The organism is Brevibacillus sp. HB1.2 (assembly GCF_013332495.1).
GTDB classification, from domain to species: Bacteria; Bacillota; Bacilli; order Brevibacillales; family Brevibacillaceae; genus Brevibacillus; species Brevibacillus porteri.
Genome location: NZ_JABMIU010000008.1, coordinates 242,896 through 260,488, shown reverse-complemented (window position 1 = coordinate 260,488; position 17,593 = coordinate 242,896). Strand labels below are relative to the sequence as shown.

At 45.9% G+C, this 17,593-nt stretch carries 17 protein-coding genes, 4 tRNA genes and 1 pseudogene; 16 read left to right on the top strand and 6 right to left on the bottom strand.

From position 1 onward, the window contains the following. Positions 1-49: 49 nt before the first annotated feature. The 12 genes from HPY28_RS19515 to HPY28_RS19460 all read left to right on the top strand — a co-directional run bounded on the left by HPY28_RS19515 (position 50) and on the right by HPY28_RS19460 (position 7,220). Positions 50-126: transfer RNA gene (locus HPY28_RS19515), tRNA-Asp, on the top strand. Positions 127-157: 31 nt separating this feature from the next. Then, positions 158-233: transfer RNA gene (locus HPY28_RS19510), tRNA-Phe, on the top strand. Between the two features lie 5 nt (positions 234-238). Then, positions 239-314 (top strand) — tRNA-Lys (locus HPY28_RS19505). 41 nt (positions 315-355) lie between these two features. Continuing rightward, positions 356-431: transfer RNA gene (locus tag HPY28_RS19500), tRNA-Gly, on the top strand. Between the two features lie 146 nt (positions 432-577). Then, complete coding sequence (locus HPY28_RS19495; protein WP_174231227.1) at positions 578-2,221, top strand: tetratricopeptide repeat protein; 1,644 nt, start codon at positions 578-580, stop codon at positions 2,219-2,221. Positions 2,222-2,285: 64 nt separating this feature from the next. Then, positions 2,286-3,245, top strand: a complete 960-nt coding sequence (trxB, locus tag HPY28_RS19490; RefSeq protein WP_174231226.1) for a thioredoxin-disulfide reductase — start codon at positions 2,286-2,288, stop codon at positions 3,243-3,245. A gap of 235 nt (positions 3,246-3,480) precedes the next feature. Continuing rightward, entirely contained in the window at positions 3,481-4,362 is an 882-nt protein-coding gene (gene rapZ, locus HPY28_RS19485) for an RNase adapter RapZ (protein WP_174231225.1), read from the top strand. Between the two features lie 78 nt (positions 4,363-4,440). After that, positions 4,441-5,451, top strand: coding sequence for a gluconeogenesis factor YvcK family protein (locus HPY28_RS19480; RefSeq protein WP_017251619.1), 1,011 nt, complete (start codon positions 4,441-4,443; stop codon positions 5,449-5,451). An 8-nt stretch (positions 5,452-5,459) separates the two neighbouring features. After that, positions 5,460-6,407: a DNA-binding protein WhiA gene (gene whiA, locus HPY28_RS19475; protein ID WP_017251620.1), complete on the top strand. Its 948-nt coding sequence runs from the start codon at positions 5,460-5,462 to the stop codon at positions 6,405-6,407. A 49-nt stretch (positions 6,408-6,456) separates the two neighbouring features. Then, positions 6,457-6,714, top strand: coding sequence for an HPr family phosphocarrier protein (locus tag HPY28_RS19470; protein WP_048034964.1), 258 nt, complete (start codon positions 6,457-6,459; stop codon positions 6,712-6,714). A gap of 127 nt (positions 6,715-6,841) precedes the next feature. Next, positions 6,842-7,024 carry a hypothetical protein gene (locus HPY28_RS19465; RefSeq protein ID WP_017251622.1) on the top strand — a complete coding sequence of 61 codons (183 nt, stop codon included), beginning with the start codon at positions 6,842-6,844 and terminating at the stop codon, positions 7,022-7,024. A gap of 10 nt (positions 7,025-7,034) precedes the next feature. Continuing rightward, positions 7,035-7,220, top strand: coding sequence for an H-type small acid-soluble spore protein (locus tag HPY28_RS19460; RefSeq protein ID WP_017251623.1), 186 nt, complete (start codon positions 7,035-7,037; stop codon positions 7,218-7,220). 111 nt (positions 7,221-7,331) lie between these two features. On the opposite strand, the gene clpP is transcribed toward HPY28_RS19460, so the two are convergent. Together clpP and HPY28_RS19450 are read right to left on the bottom strand one after the other, a co-directional pair. Further along, on the bottom strand, positions 7,332-7,934 hold the full coding sequence (clpP, locus tag HPY28_RS19455; protein ID WP_007720441.1) for an ATP-dependent Clp endopeptidase proteolytic subunit ClpP: 603 nt from the start codon (positions 7,932-7,934) through the stop codon (positions 7,332-7,334). Positions 7,935-8,065: 131 nt separating this feature from the next. Then, entirely contained in the window at positions 8,066-8,287 is a 222-nt protein-coding gene (locus HPY28_RS19450) for a hypothetical protein (RefSeq protein WP_026043328.1), read from the bottom strand. Positions 8,288-8,806: 519 nt separating this feature from the next. On the opposite strand from HPY28_RS19450, the gene HPY28_RS19445 reads away from it, so the two are divergent. Beyond that, a complete protein-coding gene (locus HPY28_RS19445; protein WP_174231224.1) occupies positions 8,807-10,042 on the top strand; it encodes a branched-chain amino acid ABC transporter substrate-binding protein in 1,236 nt (411 codons plus the stop codon). A 249-nt stretch (positions 10,043-10,291) separates the two neighbouring features. Here the strand turns inward: HPY28_RS19445 and HPY28_RS19440 are convergent, their stop codons facing one another. Next, the gene (locus tag HPY28_RS19440) at positions 10,292-10,426 is read right to left on the bottom strand and encodes a DUF4023 domain-containing protein (RefSeq protein WP_017251626.1); all 135 of its coding nucleotides are present in this window, start codon (positions 10,424-10,426) and stop codon (positions 10,292-10,294) included. 35 nt (positions 10,427-10,461) lie between these two features. After that, entirely contained in the window at positions 10,462-12,330 is a 1,869-nt protein-coding gene (locus tag HPY28_RS19435; RefSeq protein WP_174226123.1) for a PAS domain-containing sensor histidine kinase, read from the bottom strand. A gap of 194 nt (positions 12,331-12,524) precedes the next feature. Here HPY28_RS19435 and HPY28_RS19430 point away from each other — a divergent pair, with 194 nt between their 5' ends. After that, on the top strand, positions 12,525-12,683 hold the full coding sequence (locus HPY28_RS19430; protein WP_017251628.1) for a hypothetical protein: 159 nt from the start codon (positions 12,525-12,527) through the stop codon (positions 12,681-12,683). 75 nt (positions 12,684-12,758) lie between these two features. On the opposite strand, the gene HPY28_RS19425 is transcribed toward HPY28_RS19430, so the two are convergent. Further along, the gene (locus tag HPY28_RS19425; RefSeq protein WP_017251629.1) at positions 12,759-13,769 is read right to left on the bottom strand and encodes an ABC transporter substrate-binding protein; all 1,011 of its coding nucleotides are present in this window, start codon (positions 13,767-13,769) and stop codon (positions 12,759-12,761) included. A gap of 265 nt (positions 13,770-14,034) precedes the next feature. Here HPY28_RS19425 and HPY28_RS19420 point away from each other — a divergent pair, with 265 nt between their 5' ends. Then, positions 14,035-15,051, top strand: coding sequence for a FecCD family ABC transporter permease (locus HPY28_RS19420; protein ID WP_174226124.1), 1,017 nt, complete (start codon positions 14,035-14,037; stop codon positions 15,049-15,051). Beyond that, complete coding sequence (locus HPY28_RS19415) at positions 15,044-16,084, top strand: FecCD family ABC transporter permease (RefSeq protein WP_174231223.1); 1,041 nt, start codon at positions 15,044-15,046, stop codon at positions 16,082-16,084. Before HPY28_RS19420 ends, HPY28_RS19415 begins: the two co-directional genes overlap by 8 nt. Before the next feature lie 483 nt (positions 16,085-16,567). On the opposite strand, the pseudogene HPY28_RS30530 reads toward HPY28_RS19415, so the two are convergent. Continuing rightward, positions 16,568-17,508, bottom strand: a pseudogene (locus tag HPY28_RS30530) (IS3 family transposase); the annotation flags it as partial. Positions 17,509-17,593: the final 85 nt, after the last annotated feature.

Sequence of the window (17,593 nt, the reverse complement as noted above, 5' to 3'; positions counted from 1 at the left end):
TTCTTAGCAATCATGCGTATTCAGTTTTGAAGGAACAAGCCTTCTATATGGAGCTGTGGTGAAGTTGGAGTTCACGCCGGTCTGTCACACCGGAGGTCGCGGGTTCGAGTCCCGTCAGCTCCGCCATTCTTATTCAAGAGTGGCGAACAAAGTATATGGCTCGGTAGCTCAGTCGGTAGAGCAGAGGACTGAAAATCCTCGTGTCGGCGGTTCGATTCCGTCCCGAGCCACCATGTACGAGCCATTAGCTCAGTTGGTAGAGCATCTGACTTTTAATCAGAGGGTCGAAGGTTCGAGTCCTTCATGGCTCACCAGTTTTTTCAATCGGACAAAATATGAATAGTTGATAAGATGTGCGGACGTAGCTCAATTGGTAGAGCGTCGCCTTGCCAAGGCGAAGGTCGAGGGTTCGAGACCCTTCGTCCGCTCCATTTTTGTTCGTAAACACCACTTGCTATGTGCCAGTGGTGTTTCTTGCTTTATCCGCTGAACACTTTAAAAGACGAGTCAGCTTGTAGGGTGCCGATGCTTCTGGTACGATACTTGGAGTGTAAGCTCCTACGATGTTGGAGGTTTTATGAAACATAACAAAAGTATTTTGAAGAAAACGACCGTCGTTGACTTTAAGCAAGATGCTGCTTTTTTTGTTGACCGGGGAATGCGTTGTTTGAATCGGTACGACTATGATAAAGCATTGCGTTCATTTCGCCGAGCAGTTGAAATGGAGCCAACGAATGCAGAATGCCACTGCCATTTGGCAAGTGCTTTAGCTGAAACCGGACAGTTTGAAGCGTCAAATGAAGTCCTCTATGAAGTGATAGAAAAATGGGACCCATCTATGACAGAAGTGTATTTCTACATGGCGAACAACTATGCCAACTTAGAAGATTACCCTATGGCAGAAGAAATGGCTGTTCGTTATTTACAAGAAGATAGCACTGGACCGTATCGGGAAGAGGCCGAAGAGCTCCTCGACTATATTTACTTTGAGCTGGACATGCCACCGCGACACTTCCTCCCAAGTGAAAAAGAGGACGTATACAGCAAGCATGAACGAGCTCGTCGGAGTCTGGAAGAGGGACGTTTCTTGGAGGCACTGGATACCTTAAAAGAAATCGTCGAAGCCGATCCTGACTTTTTGCCAGCGTGGAACAATTTGTCTCTCGCCTACTATTATGCTGGGGAATTCCAGAAGGCGATGGAGACAATCGAACAGACGCTGGATAAGGAAGAAGGAAATCTGCATGCACTGTGCAATTTGGCGGTTTTGCTCTCCCATCACAATCAAACGACAGAGCTGTTGAGCTTGATTGATATGCTGAAAAAGGTCGTTCCGTTCCATCCGGAAAATACCTATAAGCTCGCAACAACAATGGGAGTGCTGGGCCAGCATGATGAAGCGTATTTCCATTACCAACGCATGCTGCGAAATGGACGGCAGCATGAAGCGTGCACGTACCACTATGCTGCGATCTCAGCTTATTTGAGCGGGAAAAAGGATCAGGCACTGCGCTGGTGGCAAAAAGCCAAGCAGTTAGACCCAGAAGCAGGAATCGCAGATCAGTACATTCAAATGGTAAAAAACGAACAAGAAGGGGAGACTATAAAACCGATCCCCTACCAATACAATACGACCCAACGTGATGTTTCTTGGGAAAAGGCTTCATTCGCGGGAGTGGAAGATTTTAAAACAGACCCGATGATCCGAGCTTCCCTTCTCTGGGCATTGCAGCATGGACGCGATGAAGTGAAATTCGCGGTGTTGCAAACCTTGTCTCTGATCGGAGACGATGAAGCTGAAACCGCGGTCCGTCAATTTTATTACCAGACGGATAACCAACAGCTGCAAAAGTTGGCGTTGCTGGCTTTGGCTGATATGGGTGCAGACATGCCGGAAGGAACTCCTGATGGATCGAATGGTTCACCCGCGACGGATGAGCAGAAGGGCAGTATAGAAGAAGGCATAAGCCGTTATTTGCTCTCACAGGGCAAGCAAGAGGCCGGAGAATGGTGCCTCGATGTATGGCGCAAGCATCATGAATATGCCCAAAGTCTTGTACAAGTGCGAAAAGAAGTAGCGTGGGTCGCAGCATTAGAATATGTATACGGAACGATAACGAACGAAAAACAGTCACAAGCCCTTCTAGCTCAAAAATACGGCATTTCTGCCGCTACCTTGGCAAAGTGCGTCAAAGTTTTGTCGACACTTGATTTTAAATAGATTATTACATTATAATTAATTTAAATAAGGAAACAGAACTGTGTGAGATGAGGAGGCAACAACCATGAGCGATCAAAAAATTTATGATGTGATTATCGCCGGAGCTGGCCCTGCTGGAATGACGGCTGCTGTATATACATCCCGTGCGAACATGAGCACATTGCTGCTGGAGAGAGGAATTCCAGGCGGTCAAATGGCGAACACGGAAGATATCGAGAACTACCCAGGCTTCACTTCTATTCTTGGCCCTGATCTCTCTACAAAAATGTTTGAGCATGCACAGCAATTCGGTGCGGAGTATGCATATGGCGAAATCAAAGAAATCCGCGATGAAGAGCCGTACAAGCGCGTTATCACGGGTGACAAGGAATACTTGACCAAGTCTGTTATTGTGGCAACTGGTGCAGAGCATCGTTTGCTCGGTGTACAAGGCGAAAAAGAATTGTCCGGCCGTGGCGTTTCTTACTGCGCGGTATGCGACGGTGCATTTTTCCGCAATAAAGAGCTGGTGGTTGTTGGTGGAGGAGACTCTGCAGTGGAAGAGGCTGTGTTCCTTACTCGCTTCGCTTCCAAAGTGACGATCGTACACCGTCGTGATCAGTTCCGTGCACAGAAAATCCTACAAAAACGCGCTTTCGATAACGAAAAAATCGAAGTGATCTGGGATACAGAACTAAAAGAAATCCGTGGTGAAGGCAAAGTACAAGCGGTTCTCTTGGAAAACACCAAAACAGGTGAACAAAGAGAATACCCAGCAGATGGGGTGTTCATCTACGTAGGTATGGACCCATTGACTGCTAGCGTACGTCCACTGGGTATCACCAACGACGCAGGCTACGTATTGACAGACGAAAAAATGTACACCAAAGTAAAAGGTGTTTTTGCAGCAGGAGATGTACGTGAAAAAATGCTGCGACAAGTCGTGACAGCTACTGGAGACGGTTCAATCGCTGCTCAATCTGCTCAACACTATGTAGAAGAGCTTAATGAAAAGCTAAAGGAACAAAATGTCACAATCTCTTAACCTGCTTGTAACATGGGTGAAATAATTCAAGAGTAATCTATAGACAATGAATTGACCCCCTTATCTATATAAACAATTGTTGCGTGGCTGGCATTCAGTCACGCATCTTTTTTTCTAAAAAAGCTTAAACGCCTGTAGAAGACATCATTGGAAAAACAGGGGAAGCGGTTCAAAAAGGTGCGAATAAGGTGGACAATATGGTATGCTATTGTCAGAATCGTAGGAGGCGAGTTGCGTGACGGAATTGGGAAACGACAAGGCCATGAATCTCCTGATTATTACCGGAATGTCAGGTGCGGGAAAGACAGTTGCTGTACAAAGCTTGGAGGACCTGGGCTTTTTTTGTGTAGACAACCTACCCCCTGTACTGATTCCCAAATTTGCTGAGTTGGTCAAACAGTCTGGTGGGAGTATTGAGCGAGTCGCATTGGTGATTGACTTGCGAGGGCGTGAGTTTTTTGAAAATCTAGCCGTAACCATGGAGAGCCTCAATCAGATGAATGGATTATCGTACCACATCCTTTATCTGGATGCGAACGATCAGACATTGGTTTCTCGCTATAAGGAAACACGTCGCAGACATCCGCTTTCCCCGAACGGTTCGCCTTTGGAAGGAATTCACGCTGAGCGCCGTTTGTTGGAGGAAATGAAGGGCTGGGCGCATCAGATTATTGATACGAGTCAAATGAAGCCAGTTCAGCTTCGAGAAAAAATCATCAGCCAATACGGTCAACAAGGATCACCACTTACGATTAATGTTTTGTCGTTTGGTTTCAAATACGGCGCACCAATAGACGCTGACTTGATGTTCGACGTCCGTTTTTTGCCTAACCCGCATTATGTGGAGGATTTGCGTCCGAAAACAGGATGTGATCCAGACGTGGCAGAGTATGTGATGAAGCACAAGGACACAAAAGAATTCTTAGAAAAGCTTACAGACTTTTTGGGGTACACTCTGCCGCATTACCAGCGAGAAGGAAAAAGTCAACTTGTGATAGGAATTGGATGCACCGGTGGCAAGCATCGCTCGGTCGCCATTGCAGAACATTTGGGAGAAACCTTTGGGAAAGATTTTTCTGTCCGTGTCAGTCATCGAGACATGGAAAAGAACAAATGAGCATAAGATGGCAGGAAAGACTGAAGCGTGCATAAAAAGCCACCTGTGGTATGTGTATTAGAAATAATGAGGTGACATATGCCTACTAAGGGAGTCGGGAGGCTACAGTCAAGGCCATTACGGGTAGTCGTTATTGGCGGAGGAACGGGTTTGTCCGTCCTTCTACGCGGTTTGAAGCACGAGCCGGTGCATATCACAGCGATTGTGACGGTAGCAGACGATGGGGGAAGCTCTGGACGTTTGCGAGAAGAAATGGATATGCTTCCACCTGGCGACATTCGAAACGTCTTGACTGCTCTGGCCGATACAGAGCCGTTGATGGAAAAAGTCATGCAATATCGTTTTTCCACAGGCACGGGATTAGCAGGGCATAATTTGGGAAATCTATTACTTGCAGCGATGAACGAAATCACTGGAGATTTTGTCACCGCAGTCAAAACACTAAGCGGAGTTTTGGCAGTACGTGGAGATGTATTGCCAGCTTCCACGCAGTCGATTCAGTTGAAAGCGGAAATGACAGATGGATCTCTCGTAATCGGAGAATCCCAAATACCGTTGACTGGCAAAGAAATCAAGCGGGTATTCCTTGATCCGGAGGACGCTGTTCCTCTGAGCGAAGCCCTGATGGCCATTGCCGACGCGGATGCCATTTTGATTGGGCCTGGCAGCTTGTATACGAGCATCCTGCCCAATTTATTAGTACGCGGGTTATTTGAAGCGATTACACGCGCACAAGCCCCGAAAATCTACATTTGTAATGTCATGACACAACCGGGGGAGACAGACGGTTTTTCTGCATCCAGGCACGTCAATGTCATGTATGACCATGTAGATAGACCATTTCTGGATACGATCATTGTCAATTCAGCCGAGCTGCCTACCCATGTATTGGACAAATATACGGAAAAAGGAGCAGCTCCTGTCCGATGTGACTTAAAGCAATTGCGCCAACTCGGTTTAAATGTGGTGGCGAAGCCGTTAGTCACATTTGAGGACGGATACCTACGTCATGATGCACATGCTGTCAGCAAGCAGGTTGTGTCACTCGTCAAACGAAGACGGAAGGTGCTGAAGATAGAGAAGGAGTAGTGAAGTCGATGTCATTCGCCGCGCATACCAAAAAAGAACTTACCATGACGGAGGGTGCCGATTGCTGCAGCAAGGCAGAGCTCTCAGCCTTGATTCGAATGAATGGAAGTCTGCAGTTTGGAGCCGGACGACTGGTGCTGGATGTGACGACAGAGAACGCGGCGATTGCCCGACGCATTTACACGCTAATCAAGAGGTTGTTTCAGATACACGCTGAACTGCTGGTTCGCAAAAAAATGCGATTGAAAAAGAACAACGTCTACATTGTGCGTATTCCGAATAAGGCCAATGATATCTTGCAAGACTTGGGCATCATGGATCAAAGCCTGTCGTTTATCCCAGGAATCGCTCCTGAGATCGTGAAAAAGTCCTGTTGCCGCGCTGCTTATTTGCGGGGGGCTTTTTTGGCGGGGGGATCTGTGAATCATCCAGAGGCATCCAGCTATCATCTGGAGATTTTCACTTCCTATCAGGATTTTTGCGAAGCATTGACCAAGATCGCCAATCGGTATAAACTAAATGCCAAGTGCATCGAGCGGAAAAAAGGGTATGTTCTCTATATTAAAGAAGGCGAAAAGATTACAGAGTTTTTGAGCTTGATTGGGGCTCATCAGGCGCTTCTGTATTTCGAGGACGTCCGAATCGTAAAGGACATGCGGAACTCAGTAAACCGATTACACAATTGTGAGATCGCCAACATAAACAAAACGGTGAATGCAGCCACCAGACAAATGGAAAATATTCAGCTCATCGATCAAGAGATGGGATTGGAGAATTTGCCAAAACGTCTGCGCGAGGTCGCGGAGCTACGATTGGCTCATCCTGATATCAATTTGAAAGAATTGGGCGAGATGGTGCCAAGCGGAGTAGTGAGCAAATCGGGCATTAACCACCGCTTGCGGAAAATTAACGAAATCGCTGACAAAATACGAGAAAAACAAAATATTTCGATGTAGATGCATGTTATACTAAAGGATAATAGTCTACAAGTAAGGAGGTCCATTCATGGTTCAACAGCAGGTCGTGGTTCAGTTAAAGACCGGTTTGCAAGCTCGTCCAGCAGCCTTTTTCGTACAGGAGGCTAACCGTTTTGCATCGGAAGTATTCGTAGAAAAAGGCAACAAGAAGGTTAATGCGAAAAGCATCATGGGTATCATGAGCCTCGCAATCAGCTCTGGAACAGAAATTACCATTTTGGCAGAAGGGCCGGATGCCTCCCAGGCAGTTACTAGCCTTACGAATCTGGTAAGCAAGGAAGAATAGAGTCACGAGAGACACTTTTCCCTTAAGGGAGGTGTCTTTTTTTGTTGGTCATCTTGATGAATATGTATCAATTCACTTCGGGCAGGGCATTTCTAACCATGTATATTGCATGAAGGAGGAATCAGACATGAGTAACCGTGATTCGTGCCACGAAGGCCGCGATTGCTTTGACATGGACATTGACCGGATGATTAACGAAGGACTAGGGGGAGGGATCGTTTCCGACCAGAACGGCCTGATTGAAGAAACCAGTGTTGACACAATGACAGGGGCGTCGTCAGCCAAGCAAGCCCTTGAAGATGAGCAATAGGGAGCCGCTTATGAATGTAACGAGAGCACAAGCCATTATGAGCTCCGACGACCATATCAAGGTAGAGTACGAAGGACAAGCCGTTTGGATCGATGCTGTAGACGAAAAAACGTCAACAGCACGTGTGCATGAGGAAAAAAATCCAGGACATAGCCGGACGGTGTATGTCAGTCAGTTAATGGAAGTGTCACAATGATCCATTGAAAAAGCCGGGCAAATCAAGGGAAGCCTCTTGGGGTTTGCTCGGCATACAAAAAAACACTCGGCCAGTAGTCCAGGCACGAGTGCTTTTTTTACTACGTATCTCTTATTTTTTGGAAGACGGTTCGGAAGTGATTACTTTGTCAATCAATCCGTACTCTACTGCTTCAGCGGCAGAGAGGAAGTTGTCACGATCGGTATCCTTTTGGATGCGCTCCAAAGGCTGTCCAGTGCGTTCAGCCAGGATAGTGTTCAGATGATCACGCATCTTCAAAATACGTTTTGCGGCGATCTCAATGTCGCTCGCTTGTCCTTGGGCACCACCCAATGGTTGGTGAATCATGACTTCACTGTTTGGCAGAGCAAAGCGTTTGCCTTTTGCCCCAGCAGCCAGCAGGAATGCTCCCATCGAAGCAGCCATTCCGATACAAATGGTGGATACATCTGGCTTGATGAAGTGCATAGTATCGTAAATTGCCATACCAGCAGTAATAGAACCGCCTGGGCTGTTTATGTACAAGTGAATGTCTTTCTCCGGATCTTCCGCCTGAAGGAACAACAACTGTGCCACAACGATATTGGCTACGGTGTCGTTGATTGGGGTTCCCAGAAAGATGATGCGGTCTTTGAGCAGGCGGGAATAAATGTCGTAAGCACGTTCCCCGCGGTTCGTCTGTTCAATGACGGTTGGAATTAAATTCATATGCATCTAGTCTTCCTCCTCTCTTTGTAACAATATCATACACAAAAGGTCAATGAAGGTCAAACACATAAGTGCGCGCCCTCACTACCATGTTTGCCAAATTCCCTTTGTCTAAACCTACTCCAAAAAGAAAACATTCATTCCTTAGAATTCTCATCGGCCTCGGTCAAATCGACGGCGAGTTTCAGCGTGGCCTTCATCTTTTTTCCCTTGATGATCGTATACTCATCGACTTGTTTGGCTTGCAGCTGATTGATGGCTTCCGCCAGCTCCTGTTGATCTTTGTATGGTTCAATGGTCAATAAGCATTCCTCGTCACTGGCCTCTTGATAAATGAGAAAAAAACGTTCCCCTGCCATGGCAAGCCTCACTTTCGAAAGTTATCCACAATGTTATACACAGGTTGTGCACAAAAACATTTGTTCGTGGGATATTTATTTTTTCAACGTACTTTCCAGAGCACATGAAAACGTTCCGCTAAAACGCGTTTGCTCATGAACAGGCGTCGCTAAAGGTTTTCTTATAGTCTGGTCATGATTGGCGAGAGAGTTGCATAGGAGATATATGGAAAGAGTAGAGGGGTGTATACTTCGCAAGCTCTCGACCTAGATCACGATGCAAAACGCGCACTTACAAGCTGATTATTCCAATTTGTTCCTGAAATGAATGAGATGCTTTTCATCAAGATAGCTATTTTTATGCGGAGAAGTGGCTATTTCCTTGATGCAATACGTCATACACCTCTATTAGCAGACAGCGATAGAGGTCTTTTGATTGATTCTTCTTTTAATCATTTCTATTGCAAATTTTCTAAAATATCCTACAATAAGATTGTGATTCATAGTTTGCTCATAAATAAAGAGGGGGATGTTTTTGCTATGAAAAAACAGAAATCATTGTCGATACTGGCTGCAACATTTGCTCTGAGCACATTGCTCGCGGGCTGCGGTGGAGGTACGGGGACTGGTGGACAAAGCGCGACACCACAGCCGAGCAACAATAGCGGAGGAAGCACGGGCGGTGCAAGCGGATCTACTGAGAAGCTCGTGATTGCTGTAGTTGGTCCGATGTCAGGTCAGTACTCCGACTACGGAAGCACAGCAAAAGCTGGTGCTGAATATGCGTTGAAAGAAAAAAAGGAGGCATTCAAAGCACTTGGCTTTGATGTTGAATTGTCCGCGCAAGACGACCAAGCTGACCCGAAACAAGGGGTAGCAGTCGCACAAATGTTGATTTCAAATCCTGAAGTAGTCGGAGTAGTTGGCCATGCTACAACAGGTGCTTCGATTACAGCAGCAGCGCAATATGAACAAGAAAAGCTCGTAATGGTATCTCCTTCTGCTACGGGATCCGATTTGACTGAGCAAGGCAAGAAGATCGTACACCGCATTTGTGCGCGTGATGATCAACAAGGCTCTAAGGCTGCTATTTTTGCCAAAAATCAATTGAATGTAAAAACGGCTTTCGTTATGCATGACAAGGCTGCTTATGGACAAGGTCTTGCAGAAGAAGTGAAAAAACAGTTTGAAAAAGACGGCGTACAAGTTCTCGGCTATGAAGGGGTAACGGCAGGCGAGAAGGATTATAGTGCAATCATCACCCAAATCCTTGCGAAAAATCCAGAGATGATCTACTTCGGTGGATACTACTCTGATGCAGGGATCATCGTGAAGCAAGCACGTGAAAAAGGCTTCAAGGGTGTCTTCATGGGTGGCGATGGCTACGACTCCGCTGACATGGTGAAAATTGCTGGTGCGGAAAATGCGAATAACGTAGTCTTTACTTCTACTGTTGGTGATATTGGTGCTACCGAAGACGGCAAGAAATGGATCACAGATTTCGAGAGCGCGACTGGCAACAAAGTAGGGATCTTCACTTCGTTTGGTTATGACTCCATGGGGGTTATGCTGAACGGTCTGGAAGAAGCGATCAAAGCAAATGGCGGCAAAAAGCCAACTCGTGAACAAGTGCTGGAAGCTGTTCACAAAACCAAAGATTACAAAGGCAAATTCGTCAACGTAACATTCAATGAAAAAGGCGACAACGACTTTGCTTCCGTATATGTGTACAAGTATGAGGATGGAAAGAAAGTATTTATGGGTGAAGCGAAGTAATTCTTCATTATGAATCAGCCGTTTGGGACATACTACGTTTGGCATGAATACCAGAATGAAAAGGAAGGGATTCTGATGTCAAACAATCGTAATACGAAGAATGGCGGCAACCAAGGACACAGTAGCAAGACGCAAGGCACCCAAAAGCAAAAGTCTGAAAGAGATCGTAACCTGAATAAGCAGGATCCACAATAACAAACAAAAACCCACCTGGCCCAGCAATGAGCTCGCAGGTGGGTTTTTGTTTCGTTATACTCGTTGCTTGCTGGGCAGCCGCTGTTCCGGATGACCATAGCCCTGATGCTGTCTGCTACGCAGGTTTTTCGCTTGGGATTCGCGAATTTTGGCCACAAACTCACTTGTACTCATTTTGGTGAAATCCATAGGGCACCTCCGCTGATAATGGGATGTACACCTTTCTAGGATGACCCAATTTGGTCCTGTACAATCGGCAGTGTAATCTCTACCACTGTACCTTCGTGCTCCCTGCTTTTAATTTCCAGGCTACCGTTGTGGTCTTTCATGATTTTGCTGCTGATCATGAGGCCGAGGCCAGTCCCGTTTTCTTTTGTCGTGAAAAAGGGGGCACCCAGCTTGTGAATCATTTCTTCAGAGATTCCACAGCCTGTATCCGTGAGCGTAATGAGCACCTGATGATTGTCTTTTAAGGCGGTGGCAATATGAACCTCTCCATGTCCGTCGATCGCTTCGATGGCATTTTTAATGATATTGATAAAGACTTGCTTGAGCTGGTTTTCTTCTCCCGCAATGATCGGATGGTAAGCAAATGCGGTACGGAAATCGATGTTTTTCAAGTTTGCTTCCGAACTCAATAGTGCCAAGACGCTTTCCAGTAAAGGGATGAGCGGAAGAGGCTTGATTTGAATGCTATGAGGCTTTGCCAAGACTAGCAATTCACTCACAATAAAATTGATCCGGTCCAGTTCAGAGAGCATGATATCAGCGTACTGCTGGTTATCATTCATGCTCGGATAAAGAAATTGGATAAAGCCCTTCAAGGATGTTAGGGGATTGCGAATCTCATGGGCGATCCCAGCAGCCAGCTCCCCAATCACGGACAGCTTTTCAGCCTTCCGTAATAATTCCTCGTTATTTCGGCGTTCTGTAATATCCCGCGATACGATGATAAAGCCATCACAATCTCCCGTTTTCGTCAGGATGGGGGCACCCTTTGATTCGAGAAAGATCCATTTGTTATTTTTCGTTTGGAAACGGAACTCGCATATCTTTGGTTCTTGGGTCACCAGCAAATGATGAAAGTGGTCAATGACTGTTTGCCGATCTTCTGGATGAATGTCAGCAAAGGTGAGCTGACGGCAATTTTCACTCGTTTCGATTACGCGTGAATGAGAAGGGGAGAGATAGAGGATATCCCCGTTTTTGTCCGTAATTAGAATAAGATCATCTGTGTATTCCGAGATGATTTTGTTCGTTTTCTCGCTTTTAAACAAGGCGGCCTCAGAGTATTTGCGTTCTGTGACATTTCGCGAGACTAACATGATGTTTTGTACGTCTCCTACCGCGCTTAAAATGGGGATACCGCGTGTTTCGAAGGAAACCTCGTTTCCGTTCCTATCCATAGAGCGCGTCTCGAAATGAACGGGTTGTTTCGTTGCCATGATCTCTTGAAATTTGTCCCTGAACATAGGGATATCCTCTGGATGTGTGAGTTGCAGATTGTTAGGGGAAGTAACCTCGGCTGGAACAAATCCCAATTGCTCGATTGATGGGGATGCATAGATGCGTCGCATGGATAAATCATAAATCGTCACGATATCCTGGGTATGATCGATGAGGAGACGATATTTGGCTTCGGTTTGACGCAAGGCCTCTTCAATTTTTTTGCGGTCGGAAATGTCACGGGTAATACAGGAAGCACCAATAATTTTTCCCGTTTCATCTTTGATTGGAGCAGCCGACAGAATGACATCCATCTTCGTGCCATCTTTTCGCTGCCTGATGGTTTCGTAATTGGTTAGTAAGACACCCATGCTCCTGACCGCATCAAATAACTGTTTGGTCTCGCTCCTATACTCGTCTGGAATGAAGCAGAGCGGTGAAGCGTAAATCTCCTCCATGGACCAACCGTAGTATTGCTCAAAAGCATGATTCACCAAGACGATATTGTTATCGAGATCACTAATCGAGATGGCATCCGTCGTAAAGTGAAAAAATGCTTTTAATATTTGATCTGGAAATAACACTTGCGTGATTTCCTTTTTTGAGCGTTTCTTTTTCCATAAGAAAGGGGTATTAAGCTTGTTCATCAGATTTCCCCCGCATAGTCTATCAAGTATTTGAGTGAGATAGCGTTGTCGTAACTATTCGAGATATAAGACCCATTTTCCTATCAAAATTTGGAATAGTTTGTTATTCCATAATGAATTGGTTATGCATGAAGGTTCTGACTCGCATGGAAATCAGCTATAATGAGAGTTAGAAAAAAGTCGGGGGTGTATGCATGACAACTGGTTTTATCGTTGCGTTGGTGCTCATTTTTATCGTCATCATCGGTGCGACGATTTTGGTTACAAACAAAGCTTATTCGCGTAAACCTGAACAAATAGATCCGATTCTGCCCAGTAAGGATACTGCTGGAAGTAAGGAACTCGATCAATAATGCCAGTAGGTAAAAGAAAAGGAGTGGTTATCTCAACCACTCCTGCTTTATTGACGGTATCGGAAAGTATATAGCCTACAGTTTGGAGAAGCGTTCTACGATGTCATCAACAAGCAGTTCAGCAGAAAGGATACCGCCACCTACGTTCCAGATCACTTCGTCAACTTGGAATGCCTTATTGTTTTTCGCGACATTCAGTTTTTGATAGAGCGGATCTTTCATCCATTCCTCGGTGTATTTATTGGCAGATCCATCACCGGAATAATCACCGATCCAGTAAAACATGACGTCGCCATCCATTTCAGCCATGAGCTCTTTTGGAATGTCTTTTTTGAACTCATCGATGTCTTGGGAGGCTGGTCGAGCAATGCCGAGCTGGCTCAGAACAACGCCAGAGAAAGTGTCTTTCAAGTAAAGACGAGTTTTTCCAGCTACGAAACGAACGACAGAGACTTTCATCTTCGTCTTGTCACCCAGTTTTCCTTTTGCCTCTTCAATCTTCTTATCGAAATCAGCCATCAGCTTGTCGCCTTCAGCTTTTTTATTCAACGCTTCGGAGTAAAGTGCAAAGTTGATTTTCCATCTGCCTACGAGATCCTCGGAGAAGACGGTTGGGGCAATCGCGGAAAGCTGAGCGTATACTTTTTCTTGCCCTTGGCGTCCTTTTGTTCCCAGAATCAGGTCTGGCTTCAGGCTGGCGATCAGTTCAACATTCGGTTGGTTCTCGTCACCCAATTCAACTGCATCCTTCATTTTCTCTTTAATATGTGGATGCCATGGGTCACCAGGTTTACCGAGGCCACTCATGACAGCCCCAACTGGCGTAATCCCTAATGCGAGAACAGCCTCTGTGCTTTCACTGGTAAGAGCGACGACACGCTGAGGAGTCCCTTTTATTTTTGTTGACCCCATAAAGTGTTTTACTTCTCTCTCTTCAGACGCTGCCGGTGCAGGTGTAGTTGTTGACGCAGCTGGAGTAGAAGAAGATGAGCTGGATGTAGACGTTGCCTGTCCCCCGCAACCTGTTACGAGCATCACAGCGGAAAGCATAGCCCCGAGCATCAAACGCAGGGAAGTTTTGCGCATGATGGAAAATCCCCCTTTTAACTGATAATGATTATCATTTTTCTTCACTACTGTATATGCTTATATGACAATGTGTCAATATATTTTTTGGAATGAAAGGAAAAGTATAGATATTTTTGTGCTGAATTTTCCAATAGCGATAATAAAAATCAATATCATTGACTAGCCCTATCCGCAAGCTTAGACTGATTAGTGGGAGAAACTTACATACATATGTAGCGAATAGACAGAATAGGTAGAATGCAACGGAAAGAAGGGAACAGGCGTGAATGTGATTTTGTCCAGCCGACTGCAAAAGACTACTGTACTCATAGTAGGACTCGTCGTCCTGGCAGTCGTGATGGTAGCTAGTATCCTTTTCGGAATCAATCGGTATTCGCTCACTACTGCAGTAGAGGCATACACCCAATTTTCCGGTTCAGAGGAACATTTGATTATTACGACTTCCCGAATGCCGCGTACACTTACAGCGGTAGCGGTGGGGAGCAGCCTCGCTGTAGCAGGTGTTTTGTTGCAGGCGTTGACTCGAAATCCTTTGGCTTCACCATCTCTTATTGGTGTGAACGCTGGAGCTGCAGCAGCTATTGTGACGACGATTGTTGTTTTTGGCTCGCAATTCCCAGTGTCGAAAATGATGTGGGCAGGCTTTATCGGAGCGGGTGTGACTGCTCTGCTTGTATACGGGTTGGCTTCCGCTGGGCGGGGAGGCATGACTCCGATTAAGCTGACACTTTCGGGTGCAGCGGTTGCCGCTTTTGCTTCGTCTGTGACCTCTCTGTTTATGCTGCTGCAAGAAAAGACGATGACAGAGGCTTTTTACTGGTTAGTTGGTTCTGTGGAGGGAAGACAGCTCGATCATTTTTTTATGATCATTCCTTATTTGCTAGTAGGCTGGTTAGGCGCTATGCTACTGACCGGTTCGTTAAACTTGATGGTACTCGGTGATGATGTGGCGACTGGTCTGGGCCAAAAGATTATCTTGGTAAAAGCTATAGCGATATTGATCGTGGTGCTCTTGGCAGGTGGGAGTGTCGCGCTCGCCGGACCGATTGCATTTGTGGGCATCATCATCCCGCATCTTTGTCGTTTTTTAGTCGGTCTTGATCATCGATGGTTGATTCCCTATTCGATCGTCTTCGGTGGAGCTTTTCTGGTCTGCGCTGATTTGCTTTCTCGCCTTGTATTGATGCCGATGCGTTTGGAAGTACCAGTAGGCGTAGCAACCGCCATGATCGGAGTGGCCTTTATCATCCCGCTGGTCAGGAGGAGGGCGTATGCATAGACATGTAGTCATTCGGACCAAGAAGCCAGCGCTCTCGTTTCATGTAAATAAGCGGGCGTTAGGAATTAATTTCATACTATTTTTGCTGTTATCTGTTGTGATTGTATTGAGTATTGGCTTAGGTAGCTTGCATATTCCTGTGTGGGAAGTCATCAAAGCTTTTGTGGGAGCGGGCAGTGAACAGAATGAATTGATCGTGCTCGATTGGCGGTTGCCTCGCGTTGTCGTTTCAGTCATGGTGGGGGCTTCCCTGGCGGTATCGGGGGCCATCTTACAGTCCTTGGTGCGAAATCCGTTAGCTTCGCCTGATTTGATCGGAACTACAGCGGGAGCGACGGCAGCAGCGGTAGCATTTATCACATTCGCAAAAGATGTAAGTGTGCAATGGATGCCATTGGTGGCCTTGACCGGTGGATTGCTAACTGCTACGCTTACGTATCTCACTGCGTGGAAGGATGGAGTCTCACCTTTTCGCCTCGCGCTTGTCGGTGTATGTATATCAGCGGGGATGGGAGCATTAACGATCTTTTTCATGGTGATTACCCAAACCCACAAAGCTTCAAACGCTCTAGGGTGGATGACTGGAACGGTGTACGGTATGTCTTGGGTAAATGTCATGACGTTGCTTCCGTGGACGCTTTTGTTTCTCGTGGCTACGATTTTCCAAATCCGTTATTTGAATGCCCAGGAGCTAGGTGATGATATCGCCAGAGGCATTGGCGTAGCAATTGATAAGAAGAGATTGCTCTTGATTGCGATCAGTGTGGCACTGGCAGGTGCTGCGGTCGGTGTGGCAGGAGGAATCAGTTTTATCGGTTTGATGGCTCCACATATTGCGCGTAGGCTAGTTGGCTCAGCGTATGGTTACTTGTTGCCGGCTTCCGCTGTTTTGGGTGGGATGCTTGTCGTCTTGGCTGATTTGATTGGGAGAACGGTGTTTTTACCGCATGATTTACCAGCTGGGATTTTTACCGCAGCGATTGGAGCGCCGTTTTTTGTTTATCTTTTGTATAAAACGAGGAATCATCAATAGATAGTCGAAGGTGGCCCCTGATGCAATATTAGATAATAGACCAATAGAACCAATCCCTTATTCGTTCAAGGCAATTTTTAACCAATAAATGTAACTCGCGAAAAACAGTCCTTAATCGAGACTACTGCAAAAGTCGCCGTTTAGAAAAACCAAAGATTTTAGGGGGGCAAATATGTCTCCCTTAACGCGAAACGAGCCTTAGAAGCGATTCTAGAGGCTCGTTTTTCTTTGACTGTCTTGTTGTTCAGAAAAAAGTGGACTTTTGCAGCGCTCTCTTAATCGGGCTGATTTTTGGTTCCATCTGGGATTCAACATAAAAAAGCGACCTCTTGAAATCCAAGAGATCGCTTTTTGTTTACACGTATGGTACTCCTGAAGGGAATCGAACCCCCGCACTTGGTTCCGGAGACCATTGCCCCTATTCCGTAGCTTTTGTTCTCAGGTATCCCTAAAATCGCCTGAGCTTGTCCGTCACGACCCTGTAGCCACAGCGTTGTCGTATGGACAGCCTTTAGTACTTAGGGATCGGTCCATTTCAAACTCCACCAGAAGTTCGTCTATCTTTTGATTTTTAAACTCGCTGCCACGGTCAGTATGAAACCACTGAATCTGACGTAAATCGCCTTGGACGCTCGCAAAAGCGCGGGAAATCAGAGCAGCATCCTTATTTGGACCTGCACTATGACCAATGATCTCTCGATTGAACAAATCGACAAGTACACAAGTGTAATGCCATCGGTTCTGAACCTCCACACACGTCAGATCGCTGACCACGAAGCATTGAGCTTCCTCCTGCTCGAACTCACGGTCCAGAACATTCCCTGTCGTTGCTTAATTACAAGCGGTTTTATGGGGTTTATATTGAGCTACGGTGTACGTGGAAACGAGCTCTTGCTCTGTTTCATGATCCGAACAATTTGACGTCTGGAGACGACGAAGCTGCGTTCCTGGAGCTTGACTTTGATCTTTCGTGTACCGTTGGCTTTTCGATTTTTGTGGGAAATCTCCAAAATCGCTTTGGTTAGAGCGTCTTCGTTGGGTTGTTCTTTCGCTTCATAGTAAAACGTACTTCTTACGATTTGCAGGACGTCGCACATTGCTGATACCGAGTATTTATCAAGGTTGTTCTGGATGATAGCTACTTTCGTCCCATGATCAGCGCTGCTCGCTTTAAAATATCATTTCTCCATCTTGAGTCGTTGAATTTCTTTACGTAATTGAATAAGTTCATTTTGTTCATCTGTACGATTGTCACTTTCTTTGAAAGAGCCTGTTGTTCTGCTCTGTTTCACCCAGCTATCAAATGCGGATGCACTCAGATCATACTTCTTCAAAATATCTACACGTGGCTTACCATTCTCATAGAGTTGTACGATCTGCTGTTTGAACTCGTATGTACTCGTATGTAAATGACCGACCCTCACGTTTCCTCATGACATTTTTCCCCGAACCATGTCGATTTGATTTCAATTTAGTAGACATTAAGAGAAATTTTTGGCATTTTTTGAA

What these genes read in the sequence shown, in the direction of transcription:
- HPY28_RS19495 (WP_174231227.1), top strand. Translation starts at nt 578, where the DNA reads ATGAAACATAACAAAAGTATTTTGAAGAAAACGACCGTCGTTGACTTT.
- trxB (WP_174231226.1), top strand. Translation starts at nt 2,286, where the DNA reads ATGAGCGATCAAAAAATTTATGATGTGATTATCGCCGGAGCTGGCCCT.
- HPY28_RS19480 (WP_017251619.1), top strand. Translation starts at nt 4,441, where the DNA reads ATGCCTACTAAGGGAGTCGGGAGGCTACAGTCAAGGCCATTACGGGTA.
- whiA (WP_017251620.1), top strand. Translation starts at nt 5,460, where the DNA reads ATGTCATTCGCCGCGCATACCAAAAAAGAACTTACCATGACGGAGGGT.
- HPY28_RS19470 (WP_048034964.1), top strand. Translation starts at nt 6,457, where the DNA reads ATGGTTCAACAGCAGGTCGTGGTTCAGTTAAAGACCGGTTTGCAAGCT.
- HPY28_RS19465 (WP_017251622.1), top strand. Translation starts at nt 6,842, where the DNA reads ATGAGTAACCGTGATTCGTGCCACGAAGGCCGCGATTGCTTTGACATG.
- HPY28_RS19460 (WP_017251623.1), top strand. Translation starts at nt 7,035, where the DNA reads ATGAATGTAACGAGAGCACAAGCCATTATGAGCTCCGACGACCATATC.
- clpP (WP_007720441.1), bottom strand. Translation starts at nt 7,934, where the DNA reads ATGCATATGAATTTAATTCCAACCGTCATTGAACAGACGAACCGCGGG.
- HPY28_RS19450 (WP_026043328.1), bottom strand. Translation starts at nt 8,287, where the DNA reads ATGGCAGGGGAACGTTTTTTTCTCATTTATCAAGAGGCCAGTGACGAG.
- HPY28_RS19445 (WP_174231224.1), top strand. Translation starts at nt 8,807, where the DNA reads ATGAAAAAACAGAAATCATTGTCGATACTGGCTGCAACATTTGCTCTG.
- HPY28_RS19440 (WP_017251626.1), bottom strand. Translation starts at nt 10,426, where the DNA reads ATGGATTTCACCAAAATGAGTACAAGTGAGTTTGTGGCCAAAATTCGC.
- HPY28_RS19435 (WP_174226123.1), bottom strand. Translation starts at nt 12,330, where the DNA reads ATGAACAAGCTTAATACCCCTTTCTTATGGAAAAAGAAACGCTCAAAA.
- HPY28_RS19430 (WP_017251628.1), top strand. Translation starts at nt 12,525, where the DNA reads ATGACAACTGGTTTTATCGTTGCGTTGGTGCTCATTTTTATCGTCATC.
- HPY28_RS19425 (WP_017251629.1), bottom strand. Translation starts at nt 13,769, where the DNA reads ATGCGCAAAACTTCCCTGCGTTTGATGCTCGGGGCTATGCTTTCCGCT.
- HPY28_RS19415 (WP_174231223.1), top strand. Translation starts at nt 15,044, where the DNA reads ATGCATAGACATGTAGTCATTCGGACCAAGAAGCCAGCGCTCTCGTTT.